Source organism: Ewingella sp. C233, from assembly GCF_055407225.1.
This window is the reverse complement of sequence record NZ_JBUZRI010000001.1, coordinates 1,631,706-1,651,524: the sequence shown is the minus strand read 5'-3', so window position 1 is coordinate 1,651,524 and position 19,819 is coordinate 1,631,706. Positions and strand designations below refer to the sequence as shown.

Genomic DNA, 19,819 nt, shown 5'->3' with positions numbered 1-19,819 from the left:
TTGATTTAACGATGAAATGGTTAACAAAAAATGCTGTTTTATTCTCTGTTAAAACGTGTATTGCGGCATTTTTGTCACTCTATATCGCGCTCGAACTCAATCTCGATAAGCCTGCCTGGTCAATGGTGTCGGTTTACGTTATTTCACAGCTCTATTCCGCCTCGACGCTCTCAAAAGCGACCTATCGCTTTTTAGGCACAGTGCTTGGCGGGATTTTCATCTTTCTGATTTACCCGGCCACCGTCACTAATCCGATGCTGTTTAGCTTCAGCGTGTCGCTGTGGGTGGCGTTTTGTCTCTATCTTTCGCTGCATGACCGCACGCCGCGGGGCTATGTGTTTATGCTGGCCGGATACAGCGCAGCGATCATGGGGTTTGCGGATGTCGATACGCCGCTGTCGATCACCTATACCGTTATCTCGCGTATTGAAGAGATCACCGTCGCCATTATTTGCAGTACGCTGATCCACATGCTGGTGTTCCCGGTGCGGATGCGTAATTTGCTGGAGAACAGTGTCAGCAACTGGTACGACAGTGCAAAAAAACTTTGTACCGAACTGCTGACCGCACAGGCTAAAGAGAGCTCGCCGGAACGGCAGCATATTCTGGTGCAGATGGCGAATTACCCCATTAACGTTGAAGCGCTGATCACCCACTGTGTCTTTGAGGGCGATTCGGCACGCAAGCTGATCCGTCTGGTGTCGGCGCAATATCAGCATCTTTCCTATTTAATCCCTACGCTGACTGCGATAGAAAAACGCCTGAGTTTACTGGCGGAGCAGGGGATCACTTTCCCGAATTTTGTCTCTGCGACTTTCAGTCAGTTCCTGCTGTGGCTTAACAGCCCGGAGCAGAGCGGGAACGCGCAGGCCATTCAGGAGGAAATCCGCAGCTCACAGGAAAGAATAAAAAACCAGTATGGCACCGGGGAAATGAGCGCCGAAGAGGGCTTACTGCTCATTGGCCTGCTGGAACGCTTGCAGAATTTTATTCATATCGGGGAAGCTTATTTTGGCGTTACCGAGCGGGTCAGTCAGGTAAGCCGTGATAAAAAACGCGGCAAACTGACGCTTTTCAGAAAGCACAAGGACGAAGGGATGATCCTGCTTTCCTCCTTCAGCGCCTTTGCGGCTACCATGATTGGCTGCCTGTTCTGGATAGGCACCGGCTGGCGCGACGGGGCGTCGGCACCGATGATGGCGGCGGTTATCTGCTCATTCTTTGCCACACTCGACAGCCCGATTGCGTCCATCCACGTCTTTCTGAAAGGGGTGCTGATCGCCATCGTGATCAGCTTTGTGTATGTCGCGGTGTTTATCCCGATGTCGATCAACTTTGAAGCGCTGGTTATCTGCCTTGCGCCGGGTTTACTGGCGCTGGGGCTGGTGATCGCCAACCCGGCCACAAACTTTATCGGGTTGATTATCGCCACGCAGATACCGGGTTTTATCGGCATGAATCATGATTTCAAACCGGATCTGCTGGCTATCGTAAATGCGTCGATTTCCACCATCGTGGGAATTGTTATTGCACTGCTGACCACGGCGCTGATCCGCAATAAACGCCCCTCCTGGACCGCCAAACGCGCATTGCGCAAAGGCATTAAAGAGCTGCTGCAATTTACCAACGAAATCAAAATTAATGCATCATCCCTGCTGTCGCGTCAGCAATATGTCGCCAGTATGCTGGATAAAGTGAATATTATTCTGCCGCGCAATAAAGTGGACCCGATACCCAACGTGGCGCTCGGCGGCAACTTAATTACCGAAATCTGGCTGGGGGTAAACTGCTACGACTTTTATGCACGCCATCAGGGGATTTTACGCAGCCACACCTTTGAAGCCGACACCCTGATGTATGAAATTAATCAGTATCTGAAACGTCGGCTTAAAAACATCTATATCGGCCCGCCTGATTCATTATTAGAAGAATTAAACCGCGCATTGCTTCAACTTGAGTCACTGTGCCGGGATGATATGCAGCTGTTTGCGCCGCTGTTTCATCTGTTTAATATCCGCATGGCGCTGTATCCGACCGAGCGCTGGCCGGAGGCTCTGGCGGCGTAAATAGCGAAGCGCGAATGAGGGGTTGGTTTTGATTCACCCATTAAACTTGTTGATCCACGGGCTGCTCTGTTGGTTTGACCACTGTTGCAGCAACAATTCTTTAAAGCGCTCGGCGGCAGGCGTTAATGCCGGATCCCGGCGCTGCACCAACCCTAAAGTGCGCCGCACGACGGGTTCCACCAAGGGTTTGCTGACCAAAATCGGGTGATCATCTTTTGGCATCGCCAGACTCGGCAGGGCAGCAATGCCCAGACCGGCCTCCACTAACCCCAGAGAAGTAGAAAGATGGCGGACTTCATAAAACCAGTTCGGTTTCCAGGATAAGCCCTGCAAGGCTTGTTCAATCAGCACGCGATTACCGCTGGAGCGGCGCACGCCAATCAGGGGGTAATCTGCCAAATCTTCCCACATCACGAGAGACTGCTGCGCTAAAGGGTGGTCGCGGCGACAGGCCAGTACAAAAGGTTCGTTTACCAGCGGGGTGAACTCCACGTTGGCATTTGTGACATTGATCATATTCAGGCCGAAATCGGCGTTACCGTTTAGCACGGCCTCGAGGCAATCATAAGCGCTGTGTTCCAGAATTCGCAGACGGATGTTGGGGTATTGCTGATTATAATGGCGGATAACCACCGGCAGAAAATAGAATGCCGCCGTCGGCAGACAGGCGATGGTCAGCATCCCGCTTTGCTGGGATGCCATCTCTTTGATGTTCAAAATCGAGTTATTAAATTGATCCAGCAGAAGGCGCGCGTCGGGCAAAAACTTCCTTCCCACCGCTGTCAGGACTACCTTGCGTGTCGAACGCTCAAATAGCTGCGCGCCGAGGCGCTCTTCCAGTTTTTTGATTCGCCGGGTCAGGCTGGGCTGCGTGGTATTTAATAATTCAGCGGCACGGGTAAAGCTATTTACCTCGGCGATTTTGACAAAGGCATAAATACCTTGCAGTTCTTGCTGCATGATTGCTTTTCCTTGCTGGGTAAGAGATCTCCATCAGTGCTTTTCACATTAATACGAATAACGCATTAATAACGTGATTTTCGACATTAGAGTCAGCGATAGCTCTATGCAATGCTTTGATTAAGGGGTTACTTATCTGACAGGGAAGGAAATTATGTTACATATCCCATGCGTATTAATGCGGGGAGGGACGTCAAAAGGCCCGTTGATTCTGGCCAGTGATTTGCCCTCTGATCCGCAGGAACGCGATGATATTTTACTGGCACTGATGGGGGCAGGGCATGAGCTGGAAATTGACGGCATCGGCGGGGGGGCTCCCCAAACCAGTAAAGTCGCGATTGTTAGCCGCTCAACCCATCCCGACGCGGATGTGGATTATCTGTTTGCTCAGGTCATGGTGAAAGAGCGGCGGGTGGATACCACGCCCAATTGCGGCAATATGCTGTGCGCAGTGGGCCCCTTTGCCGTTGAGAAGGGGCTGGTGGCGGTGAGCGGCCCGGTTACACGTGTCCGTATCCGAAATATGAATACCGATACCTTTGTGGAGGCCGATATTCAGACACCCGGGGGCGCGGTGACATACGAGGGTACGACCGCGATTGACGGCGTGCCGGGATGCGCTGCACCGGTGGGATTAACCTTCCTCAATGCAGCCGGGTCGAAAACCGGCAAATTGCTACCTAGCCTGCGGATAACGGAGTCGTTTGACGGTGTTGAAGTGACCTGTATAGATATGGCGATGCCGATGGTATTAATTCATGCCGCCTCAATGGGAAAAACAGGCAGTGAGTCGCCCCAAGAGCTGGAGAGCGACCCACAGTTTTTGCAACGGCTGGAAAGTATCCGCCGGCAGGCCGGTCAAGCGATGGGGCTGGGGGATGTCAGCCAGAAAGTGATCCCGAAACCTGTACTGCTGTCGGCGCCGCAGGCCGGAGGCTCGCTGCAGGTGCGCTATTTTATGCCGCATAACTGCCACAAATCGTTGGCGGTCACTGGGGCGATAGGTATTGCTTGTGCAACTGAAATATCTGGCAGTGTCGCGCAAAAAATTGCCATCAGTAATAAAACGGCGGGTGATGCTATCAACGTTTCACTGGAACATCCCAGCGGAAAAATAACCGTGGGTCTGGTCCGGCAGGGAAATAATGTCGAGAACATACGTGCTTCTGTTATCCGAACGGCGAGAAAACTATTTTCTGGCAATGTGTATGTTCCCGAGAATGCTCACGAACTCATGAGTATCGCCGAATAGTTTATTTTTAATCGAAGGAATTATCATGGCTGATAATATCTTGGCCGGGCCACGTCCGGCGAAAAAAGTGGGAATGAATCCCATTATATGGAAATTGGCAGTGCTTTTTATTATCCCATTAATGACGTTTATTATTCCTGCCCCTGAGGGATTACAGGATCTGGCCTGGAAATTATTGGGTATTTATCTGGCGGCAATCGTGGGTCTGGTTATTAAACCCTATCCTGAAGCGGTGATCCTGCTGCTGGCTATCGCCGCTTCAGCAGGGGTTATCGGTAATATCGGTATGCCGGGCGCAAAGGGCGGCTTAAAGATTGATTCCGTGCTGAGCGGGTATGCGTCTGGGACCACGTGGCTGGTGTTTGCGGCATTCACCTTGAGCGCAGCCTTTGTGACCACGGGGCTTGGCAAACGTATCGCCTATACCTTGGTAGGGAAAATCGGCAAAACCACGTTGCGCCTGGGATACGTAACGGCGCTGCTGGATTTACTGCTGTCACCTGCGACGCCGTCGAACACCGCCCGCGCTGGCGGGATTGTGTTCCCGATTTTCAACAGTATCGCCGTTGCTTTAGGTTCCGACCCGGAGAAAAGCCCGAGTAAAGCGGGACGCTATCTGATGGTGAATATTTATATGGTCACTAAAACGACCAGCTATATGTTTTTGACAGGTTTTGCCGGTAATGCCCTCGCGCTGTCACTGATGCGCGATATTTTGCATATCAAACTCAGTTGGGGTGGGTGGGCATTGGCGGGGGTATTACCAGGCCTAATCATGTTAACGGCGATCCCCTATATTGCGTATAAAATAGCCAAGCCGGAACTAAAAAGTATCGATAATAAAGCGATTGCTGAAAAAGGTCTGGCTGAACTGGGGGCCATGAGTATTAAAGAGAAAGGTCTGTTGGTTATCTTTATTTTTGCGCTGCTGGGTTGGATATTTTCGGGGTATATCGGCATGAATGAAGCGTCGGTTGCCGTGAGTGTCATGAGTATTACGTTATTATGCGGCGTCGTCAGCTGGGATGATATTTTAAAAAATAAAGGCGGCTGGAGTACTTTAATATGGTACGGCGGCATCATTGGTCTCAGTTCGACATTGTCTAAAAGCGGCTTCTTTACCTGGCTGGCGGACACGTTGGCTCATCGCTTTGATTTCAGTGGCATGGGGGAATCTGTGGTTGCCGTATTGTTGCTGGCGAGTATTTTGGTGCGTTACCTGTTTGCTTCCGGCGGGGCCTATGTGGCGGCTATGGTGCCGGTATTTGCTACGCTGGGTCTGGTAAGTGGTACGCCACCGATGGTGCTGGCTCTGGCAATATTGTTCTCCAATTCCTATGGCGGCTGTGTGACCCACTATGGCGGTGCGGCCGGGCCTGTGGTCTTTGCCGCAGGCTATAATGACATTAAATCCTGGTGGATTATCGGCCTGACGGTTTCACTTATCACTTATGTGGTGCAGTTGTTTATCGGCATTCCGTGGTGGGAGTTTTTGATCAGCCACGGCTGGTTGTAAGGCAGGGCGCGTTAATTACTGTCAGCGAAGTAAAAATCCCGACCTCAAGTCGGGATTTTACGTTTGAATAGAGACTGCCGTTAACGCAACTGACACGCCTGCTCAGTGCTTTGGCTGACTAAATGCGTGAACGTTTGCAGCGGGCAATAGCCTTCGGCAGTCTGGTCATTGCACCCCGGTATTTTGAGTTGCACACGTCCCGCCGGCTCTTTCAGTGTCAGCGGAGTCTGCTCACGCAACTGCGCCAGCGTCTGATACATCATATTCACGCTAACGAACTGTTTCCCGGCTTTATCTGACCAGCGCTCAAAAACCAGCGCGCCGCCCGGTGGGGTATTGTCGGGCTGCCCTGGTAGTGTCCATGACATATCCAGCATCCCTGAAATATTGGCGATATTAGTGTCGTGACCGGCAATAAACAGGATCTTATTATCCGGGGAGATATCCGGCATTTTGCTGGTGGCGGCGTTCGGATCAAGCGCATTGGCGATGGTTTGCAATAATGGCGTACCGTTATGTTTGGCGATATAAGGTGTGCGCGACATCAAATTAAACTGCGCGTTATGCAATTTCAGCAAGGATGCCCATTCTTGTACTGAATGAATGTTGCCCCATGCAGGCTGTGGCATCCCCTGTGACTGTTCCAGCAGGAAAATTTCTGCCAGCGTTGACGAAAGCCCGACGGCACCGCCAAGCGCGACTTTATTCCCGTTGTCGGTTACCGACAGTTTGGTTGGCATTGCCTGCGAAAAATCACATGTTTTATCTGCGTGATGTTGCTGACAATAGGCTGATTTGGGGAAATTGAGCACGTTGCTCATGAGCGTCAGGGAAGGGAGATATTGTTGATTAAGGGTATCAAGCGGCACTCCGGCCTGCTTTTCGACGGCCTGCTGCACCTGCGTTTTGTCCATTGAGCAAACACCTGCCTTCACAGGGTGAAACAGCGGATCAACCTGCTTGAGATTCTGCTGGTGGTGAATAGTTAAGCCGCATTGCGGGGCAAGGCCAGCCAGAAACGCCTCGCCGGTTTTGCGGGTGCGCTGATCGACGTCTGCCCAGACATATACCGAGCCCGGTGCCGGACAACCTTCTTTTGACAGAATGCTTCGCTGTTGATACTTCAGCCGGTAAAACCCGCCCATCAGGCTAATCAGATGCTCGCCGCGCGGCGTGAGGTAACCGAGTTTCACCGGCCACTCCGGCCAAACTTCAGGCGTCACGTCGCGCATGGTTTGCGTCATTTTGGTGGGCGCCCGCACGCCGTGGCGGCTGAGTATGACCACCTTTTCTAACCGGTATCCAGAAGGTGGAGTGTCGCTGGCATAAGCTGCGGAGCTCAAGGACGATGCAGAGATAAGGGCGAGCAGAATTCCATTGCGAAGGATAAGGTTAGTGCGTTTAAACAGAGAGATTGTCATTTACAGCCTCTTTATTATTTGCAGCGTTGAACTGGGGTTTTAGCCGAGCGTACTTGCCCGCATCTTTAATCTTCCCGCCATAATCACCCGCGTGGCAGCATCTTCGCCGGAGCAGAGATATTCCACCGCCATGCGGCCAAGTTCGATATAGGGCAGCTGGACGCTGGTCAGCTTGGGTGTCATCTGGTCGGCGATGCGTTGATCGTCGTAACCCGCCACCAGAATGTCCTGCGGAATACGCAGATGCAGTTCGGTCAGTGCCTGATAGCAGCCGATGGTCATCCAGTCGCTGGAGCAGAAAATCGCATCCGGCGGTTCAGGCTGTTGCATCAGTTGTAACGTAGCGCGATAGGTTTCGTTCAGTGACCAGTTGGTGGTTTTGACCCGTTGATCGTCGTGTGAAATTCCGGCTTGCGATAGGGCTTCGCGATAACCCTCGAGGCGCATTTCACAGGCTTCCATCCAGTGATCGCCCATGATGTGGGCAATGCGGGTAGCCCCCTGATCGATAAGATGGCGGGTGATCTGCAACGCATTGGCGCGATCATCTGGCAAAAAGGTGGGCAGCAGCGGAAACGCGCGATCATAGACGTTCAGCAGGACAACGGGAAGTTGGGTCTGGTTGATGAACGGGGAAAAGTCCATTGCCTGCGTGACAGGTGAAGCAATGATAATTCCCGCGCAGCGCCGTTGATTGAGTTGCGCAATGATACGCACCGCCAGTTCGACGTCGTCGCCGTAATCATAAATCGTCAGCAGGGTATCATGCCTCCACGCGGCTTCACGGGCTTCACTCAGGGCATCTACAAAGGGGTCATAACTAGGCATGGTGTTGATTAGCAAGGCAATCTCTTCCTGACCATTATCGCGGTGCGGCGCAGGCATTTTTTTGTAGCCCAGAGCCAGCGCGGTGTTGAAGACCCGCTCACGGGTTTCATCACTGAGTTTAACCGAGCGCGAATTGTTTAAAATCAGTGAAACAGTGGCCTGAGAAACGCCCGCTTCACGCGCGATATCAATCATCGTGACTTTGTTTTTCTTCTCCATTTTCCCTATCCCGTCGCCCATTTTTCTCCCCGCGCACTATATCACAACCGCTCATTTTCCCAGACCACAGGACCGGGAAGATGAAAGAGTGTGATCTCACTTCCAGAACCTGAATGTCTGATTTGCAGCCAAAGTTAATTGATAATAAAAATTAGCTAATAATATTAGTTGATGCATTTTCATTCTAAAACTAAGGGCAATGAGATGAAAGAGAAATGGAGTGAGCAGCAGGCTGGAGAGTGGGGAAAACGGCAGGGATGGATATGTGCCTTTAACTATTTGCCACGTACGGCGGTGAACTGGACGGAACTCTGGCAGCGCGAGACCTTTGATGCCGTGACCATTGATCAGGAGCTGGGCTGGGCACATGGCATTGGCTACAACCAGTTGCGCATCAATCTGCCGTTTATTGTCTGGCAGGACGACCGCGAGGGTTTACTGGCGCGTATCGATCAGTTCCTCGCCATTGCTGACAGTCATCAGATTAAGGTAATGCTGACGCTGATGGACGACTGCGGGTTCTCAGGCGACGAGCCCTATCTCGGGCCGCAAAAAGCCCCGGAACCGGGAAAACATAACAGTCAGGCGGCCGCCAGCCCGGGGCGGGATATCGTCTGCAACCGCGAAAAATGGCCGGAGGTTGAGCGGTATGTTCGTGACGTGATCCGCCGTTTCCGTGACGATCCGCGTATCGCGATTTGGGATTTATACAACGAACCCGGTAACCGGGGCACGTTTGCCACCGGCCTTGAAGAAGTGTTGTATGACGAAAAGCTGGAAGTCTATGCGCTTGAGCTGATGCAGAAAGCCTTTGTCTGGGCGCGCGAGGAGGATCCTGTGGCACCGTTAACTGTCGGCGCATGGCATTTTTCACAAGATCTGGATCAGCCCGAAAGAGAATTTTTCACCCATCCTGTCGACGTCGCAGCGGCAGAGCTGTCCGATATCATCAGTTTCCACGCCTATGTGGCGACGCCGAAACTGCTGCAGGCGCTGCGTTTCTGGCAGAAGTTTAATCGTCCGATGCTGTGTACCGAATGGCTGGCGCGCCACGTCGGCAGCGTGTTTGAGGAGCAGTTACCGCTGTTCAGCGCCTTCAACGCGGGCTGTTATCAGTGGGGATTAGTGCGTGGCAAAACACAGACTACGCTGCCGTGGCCCATTGTGCGCAAAGGAAACCACGATTATGCCCATCTATGGTTCCACGACGTGCTGGACGAGTACGGTATCCCGTTCCGTCGCGCTGAAATGGACCTGGTCCGCCGTTTAACAAACATAAAATAACTCTTACAACAGGCAGCACAGGGACGTGCGGGGCGAAAAAAATGACGATTTCAATGAAAATCCCTCCCAGGGAATTGTGGTCTTATTTCGGTTACGGGTTGGGGCAGTGTTTCAGTTTCGGGTTGGTGGGTTCTTTTATTAACTATTTTTATACTGATGTTCTGGGTATTTCAGCACTGGCCGCCAGTACTATCTTTCTGGTTGCCCGTGCATGGGATGCGATTCACGATCCGTTATTTGCCAGCGTAATGGACACCATTCAGACCCGCTTCGGCAAATTCCGTCATTTTATGTTACTGGCACCTTTTCTGATCACGCTGGTGACGCTGGCATCGTTTTATAATATTAACGCGCCGATGGGCACGAAAATTATCTATGCTGGCGCCACTTATATTCTGTGGGGAACGCTGTACGCGATTTCGGATATTCCGTTCTGGTCGATGAGTTCGGTAATGAGTTCCGAGCCGAAAGAGCGTACCAAGGCAGTGACCGCTGCGGTACTCGGCGTCAACGCCGGGATCGCCTGTGCGTCGATTTTCTTCCCGCGTCTGACGGCATTTTTTGCGCCAGGTTCCGACGACCACGGTTACTTCTGGGCGACAGTGGTAATGATGGTGGTGGGCCTGCTGCTGATGTTCAATGGCTTCTGGCATATTAAAGAACGCGTGCCACCGAGCAGTGAAAAAGTCACGATGCGGGACACTTTCCATAATCTGAAGAACAACCGGCCACTGTTTTTCGTCTTAGCCGCGTTCTTTTTCTGCGTTCTGCATAATATTGCCAATGGTATTTATATCTACTTCTTTATTTATAATATGGGCGACGGGGCATTACAGGCCGTTATTGGTATTATGGGAATATTAGCGGCGATCACCTGCCTGACAGCGCCGTTATTAACCCGCCGGTATAAAAAACGCACGCTGTTCATTGTGCTGTGTATGCTGGATATTCTGGTGCGTATCCTGTTGTGGTTTGCCGGTTATCACAATCTCACTGTGCTCTTTATCCTGCTTGGGTTAAGTACCGTCTTCGTGATGATGAGTAATCTGTTCACGTCCGCCATGATTGTCGACACCATCGAATATGCCGAATACAAAACCAACAAACGCTGTGCGGCCATCACATTCTCTGGCCAGACGTTTACCGGCAAAATGTCGGTCGCGGTCGGCGGCGGGCTGGTGGGGATTTTTCTCACGGCGATTCACTATGTCCCTCATGCGGCGCAGCAAAGCGAAAGTGTGCTGAACGGGCTATTCTTTGGTATCAGTCTGTTACCTGCCGTCGGGTCGCTTATCCGCATTGGCTTTATGTGGTTCTTCGACTTTACCGAAGATAAACATGCCGAAGTGCTGGCGATTCTGGCACAGCGACGCACGTCTGGCGGGGTGTTTGAGGAAGGGAAAGAAGCGAAGGGAAAACTGCTGGAAGTCTGATTTTCGGCGATACAGTCAGTGTCAGCCGGGCCCGCGTATTTATGTCGGTTTCGGCTGTCGCTGACGGGGCTTTACCGGTTGTGTTCACCCAATGCTTCTCTGAGAGCATGAATAAAGCTGCGGACTTTAACCGTTTGTCTCATTCCCGCCGGTGTCAGGACGTGCATCGGCCGCGAAGGCCCTTCATAATCTGATAAAACCTGTACCAGACGACCGGCCCTGATCTCTTCATTCAGTACGTCCTCCGGGCCCAGCGTCACGCCGTACCCTCTGACCGCCGCATGGAGCAGCGCTCGCCAGTCATTGGCGCGAAAACGGCCTGTGGGCTGGATCTCCTGAGATTTCCCCTCTTTGCAAAACAACCAACGGCAGGGTATCTGCGGGGACCAAATTCCGTAGATAAGACACGAGTGCCGCGCGAGGTCGTCGGGGTTTTGCGGCATACCGTGCTGGGCCAGATATTCCGGCGATGCGCAGGCAATCAGCCGGTAGGGGCGCAGCGGGTAGGCAATCATCGGGCTGTCGTTCAGTTCACCAATACGCAGGATCACCTCATAGCCTTCTTCGACCGGATCGACGAAGCGGTCACTCAGCGTCAGTTCAACCTGGGTGTCGGGGTATTTATCGAGATACTGCGTGATAAAAGGGGCCAGGGTCGAGGTGCCAAAGGTCACGGGGGCATTGACGCGCAGGGTACCTGAGGGACTGGCTTTCATCTCCAGTGCAATAGCATCGGCGGCTTCTGCTTCTGAAAGCACGACCTTACAGCGTTCATAGTAACTGCGGCCGATATCTGTCAGGTGCTGGCGGCGGGTGGTCCGGCTCAGCAGCGCGGTCCCCAGCCGTGATTCGAGTCGGGCAATATGTTTGGCCACCATCTGTGGAGAAATTCGCAGCGCGTTCGCTGCCGCCGCGAAGGATCCCAGCTCTGCGGCCCGTACGAAGACATTCATGCTGGTTAACCGATCCACGATCCCCTCCTTTTTGTTGTTTATCTATGGCTTTGATGGGTATTTATCAACACTCAGTATTGAATTATCTTAATCTTTCGGTAGCTAAATGAAAGGTGAGAATGATGAACATAGGCATTATCGGAGCGGGATTTGTGGGCCGTGCGGTCGCGAAACTGGCGATTCAGGCCGGGCATCGGGTTATGGTCAGTAATTCACGGGGGCCGCAGACGCTGTTCAGCCTGAAGCCAATGTTGGGTTGCGACATCGGCACCGCCACGCAGGCGGCGAGTTTTGGTGACATCGTGGTGATCGCGGTTCCTCTTACGGCCATCGGACAACTGCCGGTGGCCGAACTTAGCGGGAAACCGGTTATCGATGCCGTGAACTATTATCCCGAACGCGACGGGCAGATAACAGAACTGGATCAGCAGATGACCACGACCAGTGAGTATCTGGCGGGTTTTCTGCCGCAATCGAAGATAACTAAGGCCTTTAATGCCATTCAAATGACAGACCTCGAAAAAGAGGGGCTGCCCGCCGGAGACCCTGAGCGCCGCGCATTGCCACTGGCCGGAAACGATGCGGCAACTAAAAGTCTGATTATCACGCTTTACAACGCTTTTGGTTTTGACGCGGTGGATGCGGGCGCACTCTCCGAAGGCTGGCGTTTCCAGCGTGGAATGCCGAGTTATTGCGTACGAATGACGAAGAGCGAGTTGAAGGGCGTTCTGGCAGAGGCGCATCGCCCGGATCCGGCGTAACGGGTCAATGTCAGTGCTTCATAATGGATAAGGAATTGATAAAAAAATCCACGCTCTGACGTGGATTTTTTGTTAGCAGACTGCCATCCGGTTTACTTAATTTCAGTGACGAAGTCTTCGCGACTGCGCCGGACTTTCTTCAGGTTCACCAGCCAGTCGCCTTCTGTTGCCCGATAACCCAGCGGGAGCATCACCACGCTGCGTAAGTTCTTCGATTTCAAACCGAGGATCTCATCAACGGCAACCGGGTCAAACCCTTCCATTGGCGTGGCATCGACCTCTTCGAACGCTGCGGCAATCAGCGCGGCGCCAAGGCCAATATAAGCCTGACGGGCTGCTGCCTGGTAATTCGCTTCGGTTCCCCGTTCAGCGACAATCCCCAACAGCATCTGGCGATAGTTTTCCCATCCTTCGTTTTTAAAACCCCGGACGTCGTTGGTCAGGTCGAACATCATATTCACGCGATCCGCGGTGATGTCGTCCCATGCAGCAAATACTAGCAGGTGGGAGCAGTCGGTAACCTGCGCCTGATCCCAGGACACGGTTCTGATTTTGGCGCGGATATCAGGGTTGCTCACCACAAAGAGTTCAAACGGTTGAAGCCCGCTCGACGTCGGTGCCAGCCGCACAGCCTCTACGATATGTTCGAGTTTTTCGGCAGGCACGGTTTTCGTTGCGTCGAATTTCTTGGTCGCGTAGCGCCACGCCAGTCTTTCATTTAAGGTCGTCATTTTGTTTTCCTGAAGAATAATGTGAGAAGCGGTGTGGTGATGCCGGTGAAACTCATTTCCCCGAATAGTGGCTGATAATCGCACTATCCACCGGCTTTGTTTTGTGAATTTGAGCCCTGTGTGGTGGAGAGAATCGTACTGCGCAGATCCCTGAAAACAAAAAAATCCACGCTTTCGCGTGGATTCTGAAATTGCTTTCTGTATCCAACAGTGCCAACCGGCGCAGGATAGATTAGACGTTGAACAGGAAGTTCATGACGTCGCCGTCTTTCACGATGTAATCTTTGCCTTCTGAACGCATTTTGCCGGCTTCTTTCGCGCCTTGTTCACCTTTGTAGGTGATGAAGTCGTCAAAGGCGATAGTTTGTGCGCGGATAAAGCCTTTTTCGAAGTCGGTGTGGATTTTACCGGCTGCCTGCGGGGCGGTAGCGCCAACTGGGATGGTCCAGGCACGGACTTCTTTCACGCCAGCGGTGAAGTAAGTTTGCAGGTTCAGCAATTCATAACCAGCGCGGATCACGCGGTTAAGACCCGGCTCTTCCAGACCCATTTCAGCCATGAATTCTGCACGGTCTTCATCTTCGAGTTCAGCGATATCAGATTCAACGGCGGCACAGACGGCAACCACAACGGAACCTTCAGCTTCGGCAATTTTGCGTACGATATCGAGGTACGGGTTATTTTCATAACCGTCTTCGTTAACGTTGGCGATGTACATGGTTGGCTTCAGGGTCAGGAAGCTCAGGTAACGGATGGCCGCTTTGTCTTCATCAGTCAGATCCAGCGCACGCAACATGCCGGCTTCAGAAAGCTGCGGCAGACATTTTTCCAGCGCGGCCAGCTCGGCTTTGGCATCTTTGTCGCCGCCTTTGGCACGTTTCTGTACACGGTGAATGGCGCGTTCGCAGGTGTCGAGGTCCGACAGGGCCAGTTCGGTGTTGATAACGTCGATGTCGTCAGCCGGGTCAACTTTGTTATTTACGTGGATGATGTTGTCGTTTTCGAAACAACGTACTACATGGCCGATAGCTTCGGTTTCACGAATGTTGGTCAGGAACTGGTTACCCAGACCTTCACCTTTAGACGCGCCTTTTACCAGACCGGCGATGTCCACGAATTCCATGGTTGTCGGCAGGATACGCTGCGGTTTTACGATGGCGGCCAGCTGGTCGAGGCGTGAATCAGGCATCGGCACCACACCGGTGTTGGGTTCGATGGTACAGAACGGGAAGTTAGCTGCTTCGATACCCGCTTTGGTCAGCGCATTGAACAGAGTAGATTTACCGACGTTCGGCAGGCCCACGATACCGCATTTGAATCCCATGTTGTTCTCACCTTAATATCTTAATAATCAAGCAATTAACGTTAATTGCGCGATGTAATGACCGTATTAGGCCGCATTATACACGCAATAGCGCTTTTTCTCGAATACCCGTCATCCTTCGAACCGCTGCTGCGTGGAATCAATCCTTGCCTCACTCCACCCATTTTTAGATACTTGTCACAATTATTTAACTGACTGGAAATAAACCGGATGTTTTATGTTTAGCCTGCGTGGTCTGAATATGGTGGAAGTGAAGAACGACACGCTGGCAGGATTTGTGGTGGCGGTGTCGATGATCCCGGAAGCCGTCGGGTTCTCGCTGGTGGCGGGACTGTCGCCGATTGTCGGGCTGCACACGGCATTTATCATCGGGCTGGTCACCGCGTTGTTTGGCGGCAAACCGGGAATGGTATCAGGCGCTGCGGGCTCTATTGTGGTGGTGCTGATGAGTCTCGCCGCGCAGCACGGTATGGGCTATGTGCTGTGGGCGACAATTTTTGCCGGAGTCATTCAGATACTGATTGGCGTGTTCCGGTTGGGGAAATTTATCCGGCTGGTGCCGCTGCCCGCGATTCACGGTTTTGTTAACGGGCTTGCGATCGTCATTATGCTGGCGCAGTTACACATGATTGCCGGGCAGGGGCCGCTGATGTACGGGCTGGTGCTGTTGGCGATTCTGGTGGTGGTATTTTTCCCGAAACTGACGCGGGTCATTCCTTCTTCGCTGGCCGCGCTGATCGTGGTTGCCGGCGTGGCGATTGGCTTTAACCTGCATACCCTGCGGGTTGGGGATTTGGCGGATATCTCCGGTGCCTTGCCGCACTTCAGCCTGCCCGTTGCACCTTTTACTCTTGAGATGCTGAAGGTGGTGCTGCCTTACGCGGTGGTGATCGCGCTGGTCGGATTGATTGAATCGCTGTTGACCATGACCGTGCTGGATGAAATGGGCAACAAAAAGGGTAACGGGAATCGAGAAAGTATCGCTCAGGGGGCGGGAAACACGATTTGCGGGCTGTTTGGCTGTTTTGCCGGTTGCGCGATGATTGGTCAGTCGATTATCAATTTTACCTCGGGCGGCCGTGGGCGTATTTCCGGGGTGGTCGGTGCTATTCTATTGATTCTGTTTGTGATTAGCCTGTCGGGTTACATCGGTTTGCTGCCGGTGGCGGCTCTGGCGGGGATCATGCTGGTCGTGTGTTACAACACCTTTGAGTGGAGTTCGCTGCGCAGGCTGCGTCGCATGCCCAAGGCCGACGCGCTGGTGATGTTGATTGTCACCTTAATCACCATTTTCACCGATCTGGCCGTCGCGGTGATCAGCGGAGTGATTATCTCCGCGCTGGTCTTCGCGTGGCAGCAGGCGCGTATCCGTATTCGCGAACATAAAACGAAGGGCGACCTGACGATTTATAAGCTGGAAGGACCACTGTTCTTTGGCTCCTCGGCCAGCTTCGCCGAGTTATTCGAACCGCAGAACGATCCGCAAAACGTGGTATTGGATTTTGCCGCCACGCGGGTGATGGACTCCAGCGGCGTTGAGGCGATTGATAAACTGACTGCGCGCTATCTCGAGGCGGGGAAATCGATTCGACTGCGCCACCTCAGCGATGACTGCGTGAACCTGCTGAAAAAGGCCGGGCCGTTCTGTAGTCACGAGCTGGATGACCCGCAGTATTACGTCGCCGAAGACAGTCTGTAAGGCAATCAGCAATAAAAAAGGCGCGAATTTCGCGCCTTTTGGCTTTTAACTGACTTCTAACTCATTTACGGCTGGGCTTTAAAACTGTGCAGGCGCTGGACGGTTTTCTCTAAACCTTCTTTCATCAGCATCTCGGTACAGCGTAGCGACTCGTCAATCGCATCATCAATCAGTTTCTGCTCACTGGCCGGCGGTTTACCGAGCACAAATCCCACGACTTTACTTTTGTCCCCCGGATGCCCGATACCAATGCGCAAACGGTAAAAGTTCGGGTTATTGCCCAGTTTGCTCTGAATATCTTTCAGACCGTTATGACCGCCATTGCCGCCACCAAGTTTGATTTTTGCTACGCCCGGCGGAATATCCAGCTCGTCGTGGGCGACCAGAATTTCATCTGGCTCGATGCGGTAGAAGTTAGCCATCGCCAGCACGGCTTTGCCGCTGAGATTCATAAAAGTAGTTGGCACCAGCAGGCGGACGTCGTGACCTGACAGCGACAGGCGTGCGGTATAGCCGTAAAACTTACTCTCTTCTTTCAATTGCTGATTGTGCTGGCGGGCGAGAAGATCCACGTACCAGGCACCGGCGTTATGTCGCGTTTGGGCGTATTCCGCACCGGGATTGGCCAGACCCACTATTAATTTAATGCTGCTCACGTTGGTTTCGCTTCTTCATGAGGTGACGATCAGGGCGCTAGTTTACCTGCGCAGCTCTGTTGTGCCAAACCCGCGGAAGGGAATTACCGGTTATTACTTCGAAGGGTGAATAATATTGATCACCTATTATTCATCCTCCGAAGGTAAATGACCGAATAACGTAAAGATTTGTCATTTGATGTTTCACGACTGTGATCGTTGCCGCAAAGTTAAATCCGGTCGCCGACTACACTTTAATCAGGAAAAGCAGATAAGCATCGCTGTTTAATTGATGGATTACAGGAGGTGACATATGAAACGTAAAACCGCAGCAGTATTAGGCAACGTGCTGATGGGGCTTGGTCTCGTCACTATGGTCGGCGGAGTCGGATACTCCATACTTAATCAACTGCCGAGTATGAATTTACCGCAGTTTTTGGCCCACGGTGCCGTCGCCAGTATTTTCCTCGGCGCGATCCTTTGGCTGGCTGGTGCCAGAGTCGGCGGACGTGAACGTGTCGCTGACCGTTACTTTTGGGTTCGTCATTACGATGCCCGCTGCCGTAAAAGCCATCGCCACCCTTAATGCCTCCCGATTAGAACTCTGGTAAAACAGTTTTCTAATAAAAGAAAAACCCGTTATCGCCAAGGCCATAACGGGTTTTTTGTTTTCTATTTTTCCCACACGATGTTTTAACCGATTAATTCATTTCCCTTCCCTAAGAGGAAGGGGGAATGATTAATGTTCGAACATGGCAGAAATAGATTCTTCATTGCTGATACGGCGAATTGCCTCGGCCAACATACCTGACAGGGTCAGGGTGCGGACTTTTTTCAGCGCACGAATTTCCGCAGACAGCGGGATGGTATCGCAAACAATCACTTCGTCGATCACGGAGTTTCTGATGTTTTCAACAGCGTTGCCGGAGAAGATCGGGTGAGTTGCGTACGCAAATACGCGCTTCGCACCGCGTTCTTTCAGTGCTTCAGCCGCTTTACACAGCGTACCACCAGTATCAATCATGTCATCAACCAGCACGCAGTCGCGGCCTGCCACATCACCAATAATGTGCATCACCTGAGAAACGTTTGCGCGAGGGCGACGTTTATCGATGATAGCCATGTCGGTGTCGTTAAGCAGTTTAGCCACGGCGCGGGCACGGACAACACCGCCAATATCCGGAGAAACCACGATTGGGTTTTCCAGATTTTGTTGCAGCATATCTTCCAGCAGGATTGGACTACCGAACACGTTATCAACCGGTACGTCGAAGAAGCCCTGGATCTGTTCGGCGTGTAAATCTACGGTAAGAACGCGGTCAACACCCACGCTGGAGAGGAAATCAGCAACGACTTTAGCAGTGATTGGCACACGGGCCGAACGCACCCGGCGATCCTGACGTGCATAACCGAAATAAGGAATGACGGCGGTAATACGGCCGGCGGAAGCGCGGCGTAAGGCATCAACCATTACGACCAGTTCCATCAGGTTATCGTTAGTAGGCGCGCAGGTGGACTGGATAATGAAAATATCTCCGCCACGTACATTTTCGTTGATTTGCACACTTACTTCACCGTCGCTGAAACGACTGACGGCGGCGTCACCAAGACTGGTGTATAAACGGTTGGCAATACGTTGTGCTAGTTCCGGGGTGGCGTTACCAGCAAAAAGCTTCATATCAGGCACGAGAAGAACCTCAGGCTTGCGTCCAGGGAAGACATCGGCTTATGACACCACCGGGCGGTGAGCGGTGCCACAGCATTATGCTTACGAGAAAAAATACTACGATACATCAAAACGTTACTGCAAAAATAACTCTGTTGTCTACTGAGAGGCTGGCAAAGAACAGACACAGACAACGGGACTGTGATTGCTCTACGCTTTGCCTGCGGCCCTCAACAGTTCTGCGCGGTAAGAGTGAAGGGGGGAGACGTTAACGCCTTTCGCCACAAAACCCGAAACCCACGCAGGAACCTGACGCAAAACTTCACGGGCTTCATGCTCTGAGTTGAATTCGGCAAACACACAGGCACCCGTCCCAGTCATACGTGACGGCGCGTATTCTAACAGCCAAGAAACAAGCTGTTCAACCTCGCAAAATCGTTTTCTCGCAATCGGTTGGCAATCATTTGTCCAGGCTGTGCTTAAAAGCACATTAATCGGACGTTTTGGAGTGTTGCGGGTCAATTGCGGATCACCAAAAATGGCCGGAGTTGGAATATGAATTCCCGGATGCGCCACCAGATACCATTTTTCCTCCGGTTCAACGGGTTGCAGTACTTCACCAATGCCTTCGGCAAAAGCGGCATGACCCATGACAAAAACCGGCACATCAGCACCCAGTGCCACGCCCAACTTAGCCAATTGTTCGTCTGAAAGGGCGCATTCCCACAGCAGATTAAGCGCAATCAGCACGGTGGCAGCATTAGATGAACCGCCGCCAAGGCCGCCGCCCATCGGGATACGCTTGGTCAGCGCAATGCCCGCACCCAGTGGCGTGCCGGTGTGACTTTTCAACAGACGTGCGGCGCGCACCACCAGATTATCTTCATCATCGACACCGGAGACCGGCGTGGTGAGGATAATCTGACCGTCGGTGCGCGGCGTAAAATCGAGGCTGTCGCCGTAATCCACAAACTGAAACAGCGTTTGCAGTTCATGGTAACCGTTGGCGCGCTGCCCGGTGATATACAGGAATAAATTGAGTTTAGCCGGAGAAGGCCACGATTGCGTCAT

17 protein-coding genes are annotated in these 19,819 nt (G+C 52.4%); 8 read left to right on the top strand and 9 right to left on the bottom strand.

Features of this window, described 5'->3' with window-relative positions:
• Positions 1-11 precede the first annotated feature (11 nt).
• Positions 12-2,066, top strand: a complete 2,055-nt coding sequence (locus ACZRKO_RS07455; RefSeq protein ID WP_463736578.1) for an FUSC family protein — start codon at positions 12-14, stop codon at positions 2,064-2,066.
• 33 nt (positions 2,067-2,099) lie between these two features.
• Here ACZRKO_RS07455 and ACZRKO_RS07450 read toward each other — a convergent pair whose 3' ends face one another.
• The gene (locus ACZRKO_RS07450) at positions 2,100-3,026 is read right to left on the bottom strand and encodes a LysR family transcriptional regulator (protein ID WP_463736577.1); all 927 of its coding nucleotides are present in this window, start codon (positions 3,024-3,026) and stop codon (positions 2,100-2,102) included.
• Positions 3,027-3,180: 154 nt separating this feature from the next.
• Here ACZRKO_RS07450 and ACZRKO_RS07445 point away from each other — a divergent pair, with 154 nt between their 5' ends.
• Together ACZRKO_RS07445 and ACZRKO_RS07440 are read left to right on the top strand one after the other, a co-directional pair.
• Positions 3,181-4,278: a 4-oxalomesaconate tautomerase gene (locus ACZRKO_RS07445; RefSeq protein ID WP_463736576.1), complete on the top strand. Its 1,098-nt coding sequence runs from the start codon at positions 3,181-3,183 to the stop codon at positions 4,276-4,278.
• Positions 4,279-4,351: 73 nt separating this feature from the next.
• The gene (locus tag ACZRKO_RS07440) at positions 4,352-5,794 is read left to right on the top strand and encodes an anion permease (protein ID WP_463737501.1); all 1,443 of its coding nucleotides are present in this window, start codon (positions 4,352-4,354) and stop codon (positions 5,792-5,794) included.
• Positions 5,795-5,874: 80 nt separating this feature from the next.
• Here ACZRKO_RS07440 and ACZRKO_RS07435 read toward each other — a convergent pair whose 3' ends face one another.
• Together ACZRKO_RS07435 and ACZRKO_RS07430 are read right to left on the bottom strand one after the other, a co-directional pair.
• Entirely contained in the window at positions 5,875-7,215 is a 1,341-nt protein-coding gene (locus ACZRKO_RS07435; protein WP_463736575.1) for an AppA family phytase/histidine-type acid phosphatase, read from the bottom strand.
• Between the two features lie 39 nt (positions 7,216-7,254).
• Entirely contained in the window at positions 7,255-8,262 is a 1,008-nt protein-coding gene (locus tag ACZRKO_RS07430; protein WP_463736574.1) for a LacI family DNA-binding transcriptional regulator, read from the bottom strand.
• A gap of 204 nt (positions 8,263-8,466) precedes the next feature.
• Here ACZRKO_RS07430 and ACZRKO_RS07425 point away from each other — a divergent pair, with 204 nt between their 5' ends.
• Together ACZRKO_RS07425 and ACZRKO_RS07420 are read left to right on the top strand one after the other, a co-directional pair.
• The gene (locus ACZRKO_RS07425) at positions 8,467-9,546 is read left to right on the top strand and encodes a cellulase family glycosylhydrolase (protein WP_463736573.1); all 1,080 of its coding nucleotides are present in this window, start codon (positions 8,467-8,469) and stop codon (positions 9,544-9,546) included.
• 41 nt (positions 9,547-9,587) lie between these two features.
• Positions 9,588-10,979, top strand: a complete 1,392-nt coding sequence (locus ACZRKO_RS07420; RefSeq protein WP_463736572.1) for an MFS transporter — start codon at positions 9,588-9,590, stop codon at positions 10,977-10,979.
• 71 nt (positions 10,980-11,050) lie between these two features.
• On the opposite strand, the gene ACZRKO_RS07415 is transcribed toward ACZRKO_RS07420, so the two are convergent.
• Complete coding sequence (locus ACZRKO_RS07415) at positions 11,051-11,950, bottom strand: LysR substrate-binding domain-containing protein (protein ID WP_463736571.1); 900 nt, start codon at positions 11,948-11,950, stop codon at positions 11,051-11,053.
• Positions 11,951-12,054: 104 nt separating this feature from the next.
• On the opposite strand from ACZRKO_RS07415, the gene ACZRKO_RS07410 reads away from it, so the two are divergent.
• On the top strand, positions 12,055-12,693 hold the full coding sequence (locus ACZRKO_RS07410) for an NADPH-dependent F420 reductase (protein ID WP_463737500.1): 639 nt from the start codon (positions 12,055-12,057) through the stop codon (positions 12,691-12,693).
• 92 nt (positions 12,694-12,785) lie between these two features.
• Here the strand turns inward: ACZRKO_RS07410 and ACZRKO_RS07405 are convergent, their stop codons facing one another.
• Both ACZRKO_RS07405 and ychF read right to left on the bottom strand, forming a co-directional pair.
• Positions 12,786-13,424 carry a nitroreductase family protein gene (locus ACZRKO_RS07405; protein ID WP_463736570.1) on the bottom strand — a complete coding sequence of 213 codons (639 nt, stop codon included), beginning with the start codon at positions 13,422-13,424 and terminating at the stop codon, positions 12,786-12,788.
• A 232-nt stretch (positions 13,425-13,656) separates the two neighbouring features.
• On the bottom strand, positions 13,657-14,748 hold the full coding sequence (ychF, locus tag ACZRKO_RS07400) for a redox-regulated ATPase YchF (protein WP_463736569.1): 1,092 nt from the start codon (positions 14,746-14,748) through the stop codon (positions 13,657-13,659).
• A gap of 217 nt (positions 14,749-14,965) precedes the next feature.
• Between ychF and ACZRKO_RS07395 the strand changes: the two genes are divergently transcribed.
• The gene (locus ACZRKO_RS07395) at positions 14,966-16,447 is read left to right on the top strand and encodes a SulP family inorganic anion transporter (RefSeq protein ID WP_463736568.1); all 1,482 of its coding nucleotides are present in this window, start codon (positions 14,966-14,968) and stop codon (positions 16,445-16,447) included.
• Positions 16,448-16,512: 65 nt separating this feature from the next.
• Here ACZRKO_RS07395 and pth read toward each other — a convergent pair whose 3' ends face one another.
• On the bottom strand, positions 16,513-17,103 hold the full coding sequence (gene pth, locus ACZRKO_RS07390) for an aminoacyl-tRNA hydrolase (protein WP_463736567.1): 591 nt from the start codon (positions 17,101-17,103) through the stop codon (positions 16,513-16,515).
• A gap of 292 nt (positions 17,104-17,395) precedes the next feature.
• On the opposite strand from pth, the gene ychH reads away from it, so the two are divergent.
• Positions 17,396-17,668: a stress-induced protein YchH gene (gene ychH / locus ACZRKO_RS07385; RefSeq protein WP_463736566.1), complete on the top strand. Its 273-nt coding sequence runs from the start codon at positions 17,396-17,398 to the stop codon at positions 17,666-17,668.
• A gap of 153 nt (positions 17,669-17,821) precedes the next feature.
• On the opposite strand, the gene prs is transcribed toward ychH, so the two are convergent.
• Together prs and ispE are read right to left on the bottom strand one after the other, a co-directional pair.
• On the bottom strand, positions 17,822-18,769 hold the full coding sequence (gene prs / locus ACZRKO_RS07380) for a ribose-phosphate diphosphokinase (RefSeq protein ID WP_104921955.1): 948 nt from the start codon (positions 18,767-18,769) through the stop codon (positions 17,822-17,824).
• 189 nt (positions 18,770-18,958) lie between these two features.
• Positions 18,959-19,819 carry a 4-(cytidine 5'-diphospho)-2-C-methyl-D-erythritol kinase gene (gene ispE, locus ACZRKO_RS07375; protein WP_463736565.1) on the bottom strand — a complete coding sequence of 287 codons (861 nt, stop codon included), beginning with the start codon at positions 19,817-19,819 and terminating at the stop codon, positions 18,959-18,961.

Bases quoted from the DNA above. Each gene is read 5' to 3' on its own strand.
- ACZRKO_RS07455 (WP_463736578.1), top strand. From the start codon at position 12: ATGAAATGGTTAACAAAAAATGCTGTTTTATTCTCTGTTAAAACGTGT.
- ACZRKO_RS07450 (WP_463736577.1), bottom strand. From the start codon at position 3,026: ATGCAGCAAGAACTGCAAGGTATTTATGCCTTTGTCAAAATCGCCGAG.
- ACZRKO_RS07445 (WP_463736576.1), top strand. From the start codon at position 3,181: ATGTTACATATCCCATGCGTATTAATGCGGGGAGGGACGTCAAAAGGC.
- ACZRKO_RS07440 (WP_463737501.1), top strand. From the start codon at position 4,352: ATGAATCCCATTATATGGAAATTGGCAGTGCTTTTTATTATCCCATTA.
- ACZRKO_RS07435 (WP_463736575.1), bottom strand. From the start codon at position 7,215: ATGACAATCTCTCTGTTTAAACGCACTAACCTTATCCTTCGCAATGGA.
- ACZRKO_RS07430 (WP_463736574.1), bottom strand. From the start codon at position 8,262: ATGGAGAAGAAAAACAAAGTCACGATGATTGATATCGCGCGTGAAGCG.
- ACZRKO_RS07425 (WP_463736573.1), top strand. From the start codon at position 8,467: ATGAAAGAGAAATGGAGTGAGCAGCAGGCTGGAGAGTGGGGAAAACGG.
- ACZRKO_RS07420 (WP_463736572.1), top strand. From the start codon at position 9,588: ATGACGATTTCAATGAAAATCCCTCCCAGGGAATTGTGGTCTTATTTC.
- ACZRKO_RS07410 (WP_463737500.1), top strand. From the start codon at position 12,055: ATGAACATAGGCATTATCGGAGCGGGATTTGTGGGCCGTGCGGTCGCG.
- ACZRKO_RS07405 (WP_463736570.1), bottom strand. From the start codon at position 13,424: ATGACGACCTTAAATGAAAGACTGGCGTGGCGCTACGCGACCAAGAAA.
- ychF (WP_463736569.1), bottom strand. From the start codon at position 14,748: ATGGGATTCAAATGCGGTATCGTGGGCCTGCCGAACGTCGGTAAATCT.
- ACZRKO_RS07395 (WP_463736568.1), top strand. From the start codon at position 14,966: ATGTTTAGCCTGCGTGGTCTGAATATGGTGGAAGTGAAGAACGACACG.
- ychH (WP_463736566.1), top strand. From the start codon at position 17,396: ATGAAACGTAAAACCGCAGCAGTATTAGGCAACGTGCTGATGGGGCTT.
- ispE (WP_463736565.1), bottom strand. From the start codon at position 19,819: ATGACGCAATCGTGGCCTTCTCCGGCTAAACTCAATTTATTCCTGTAT.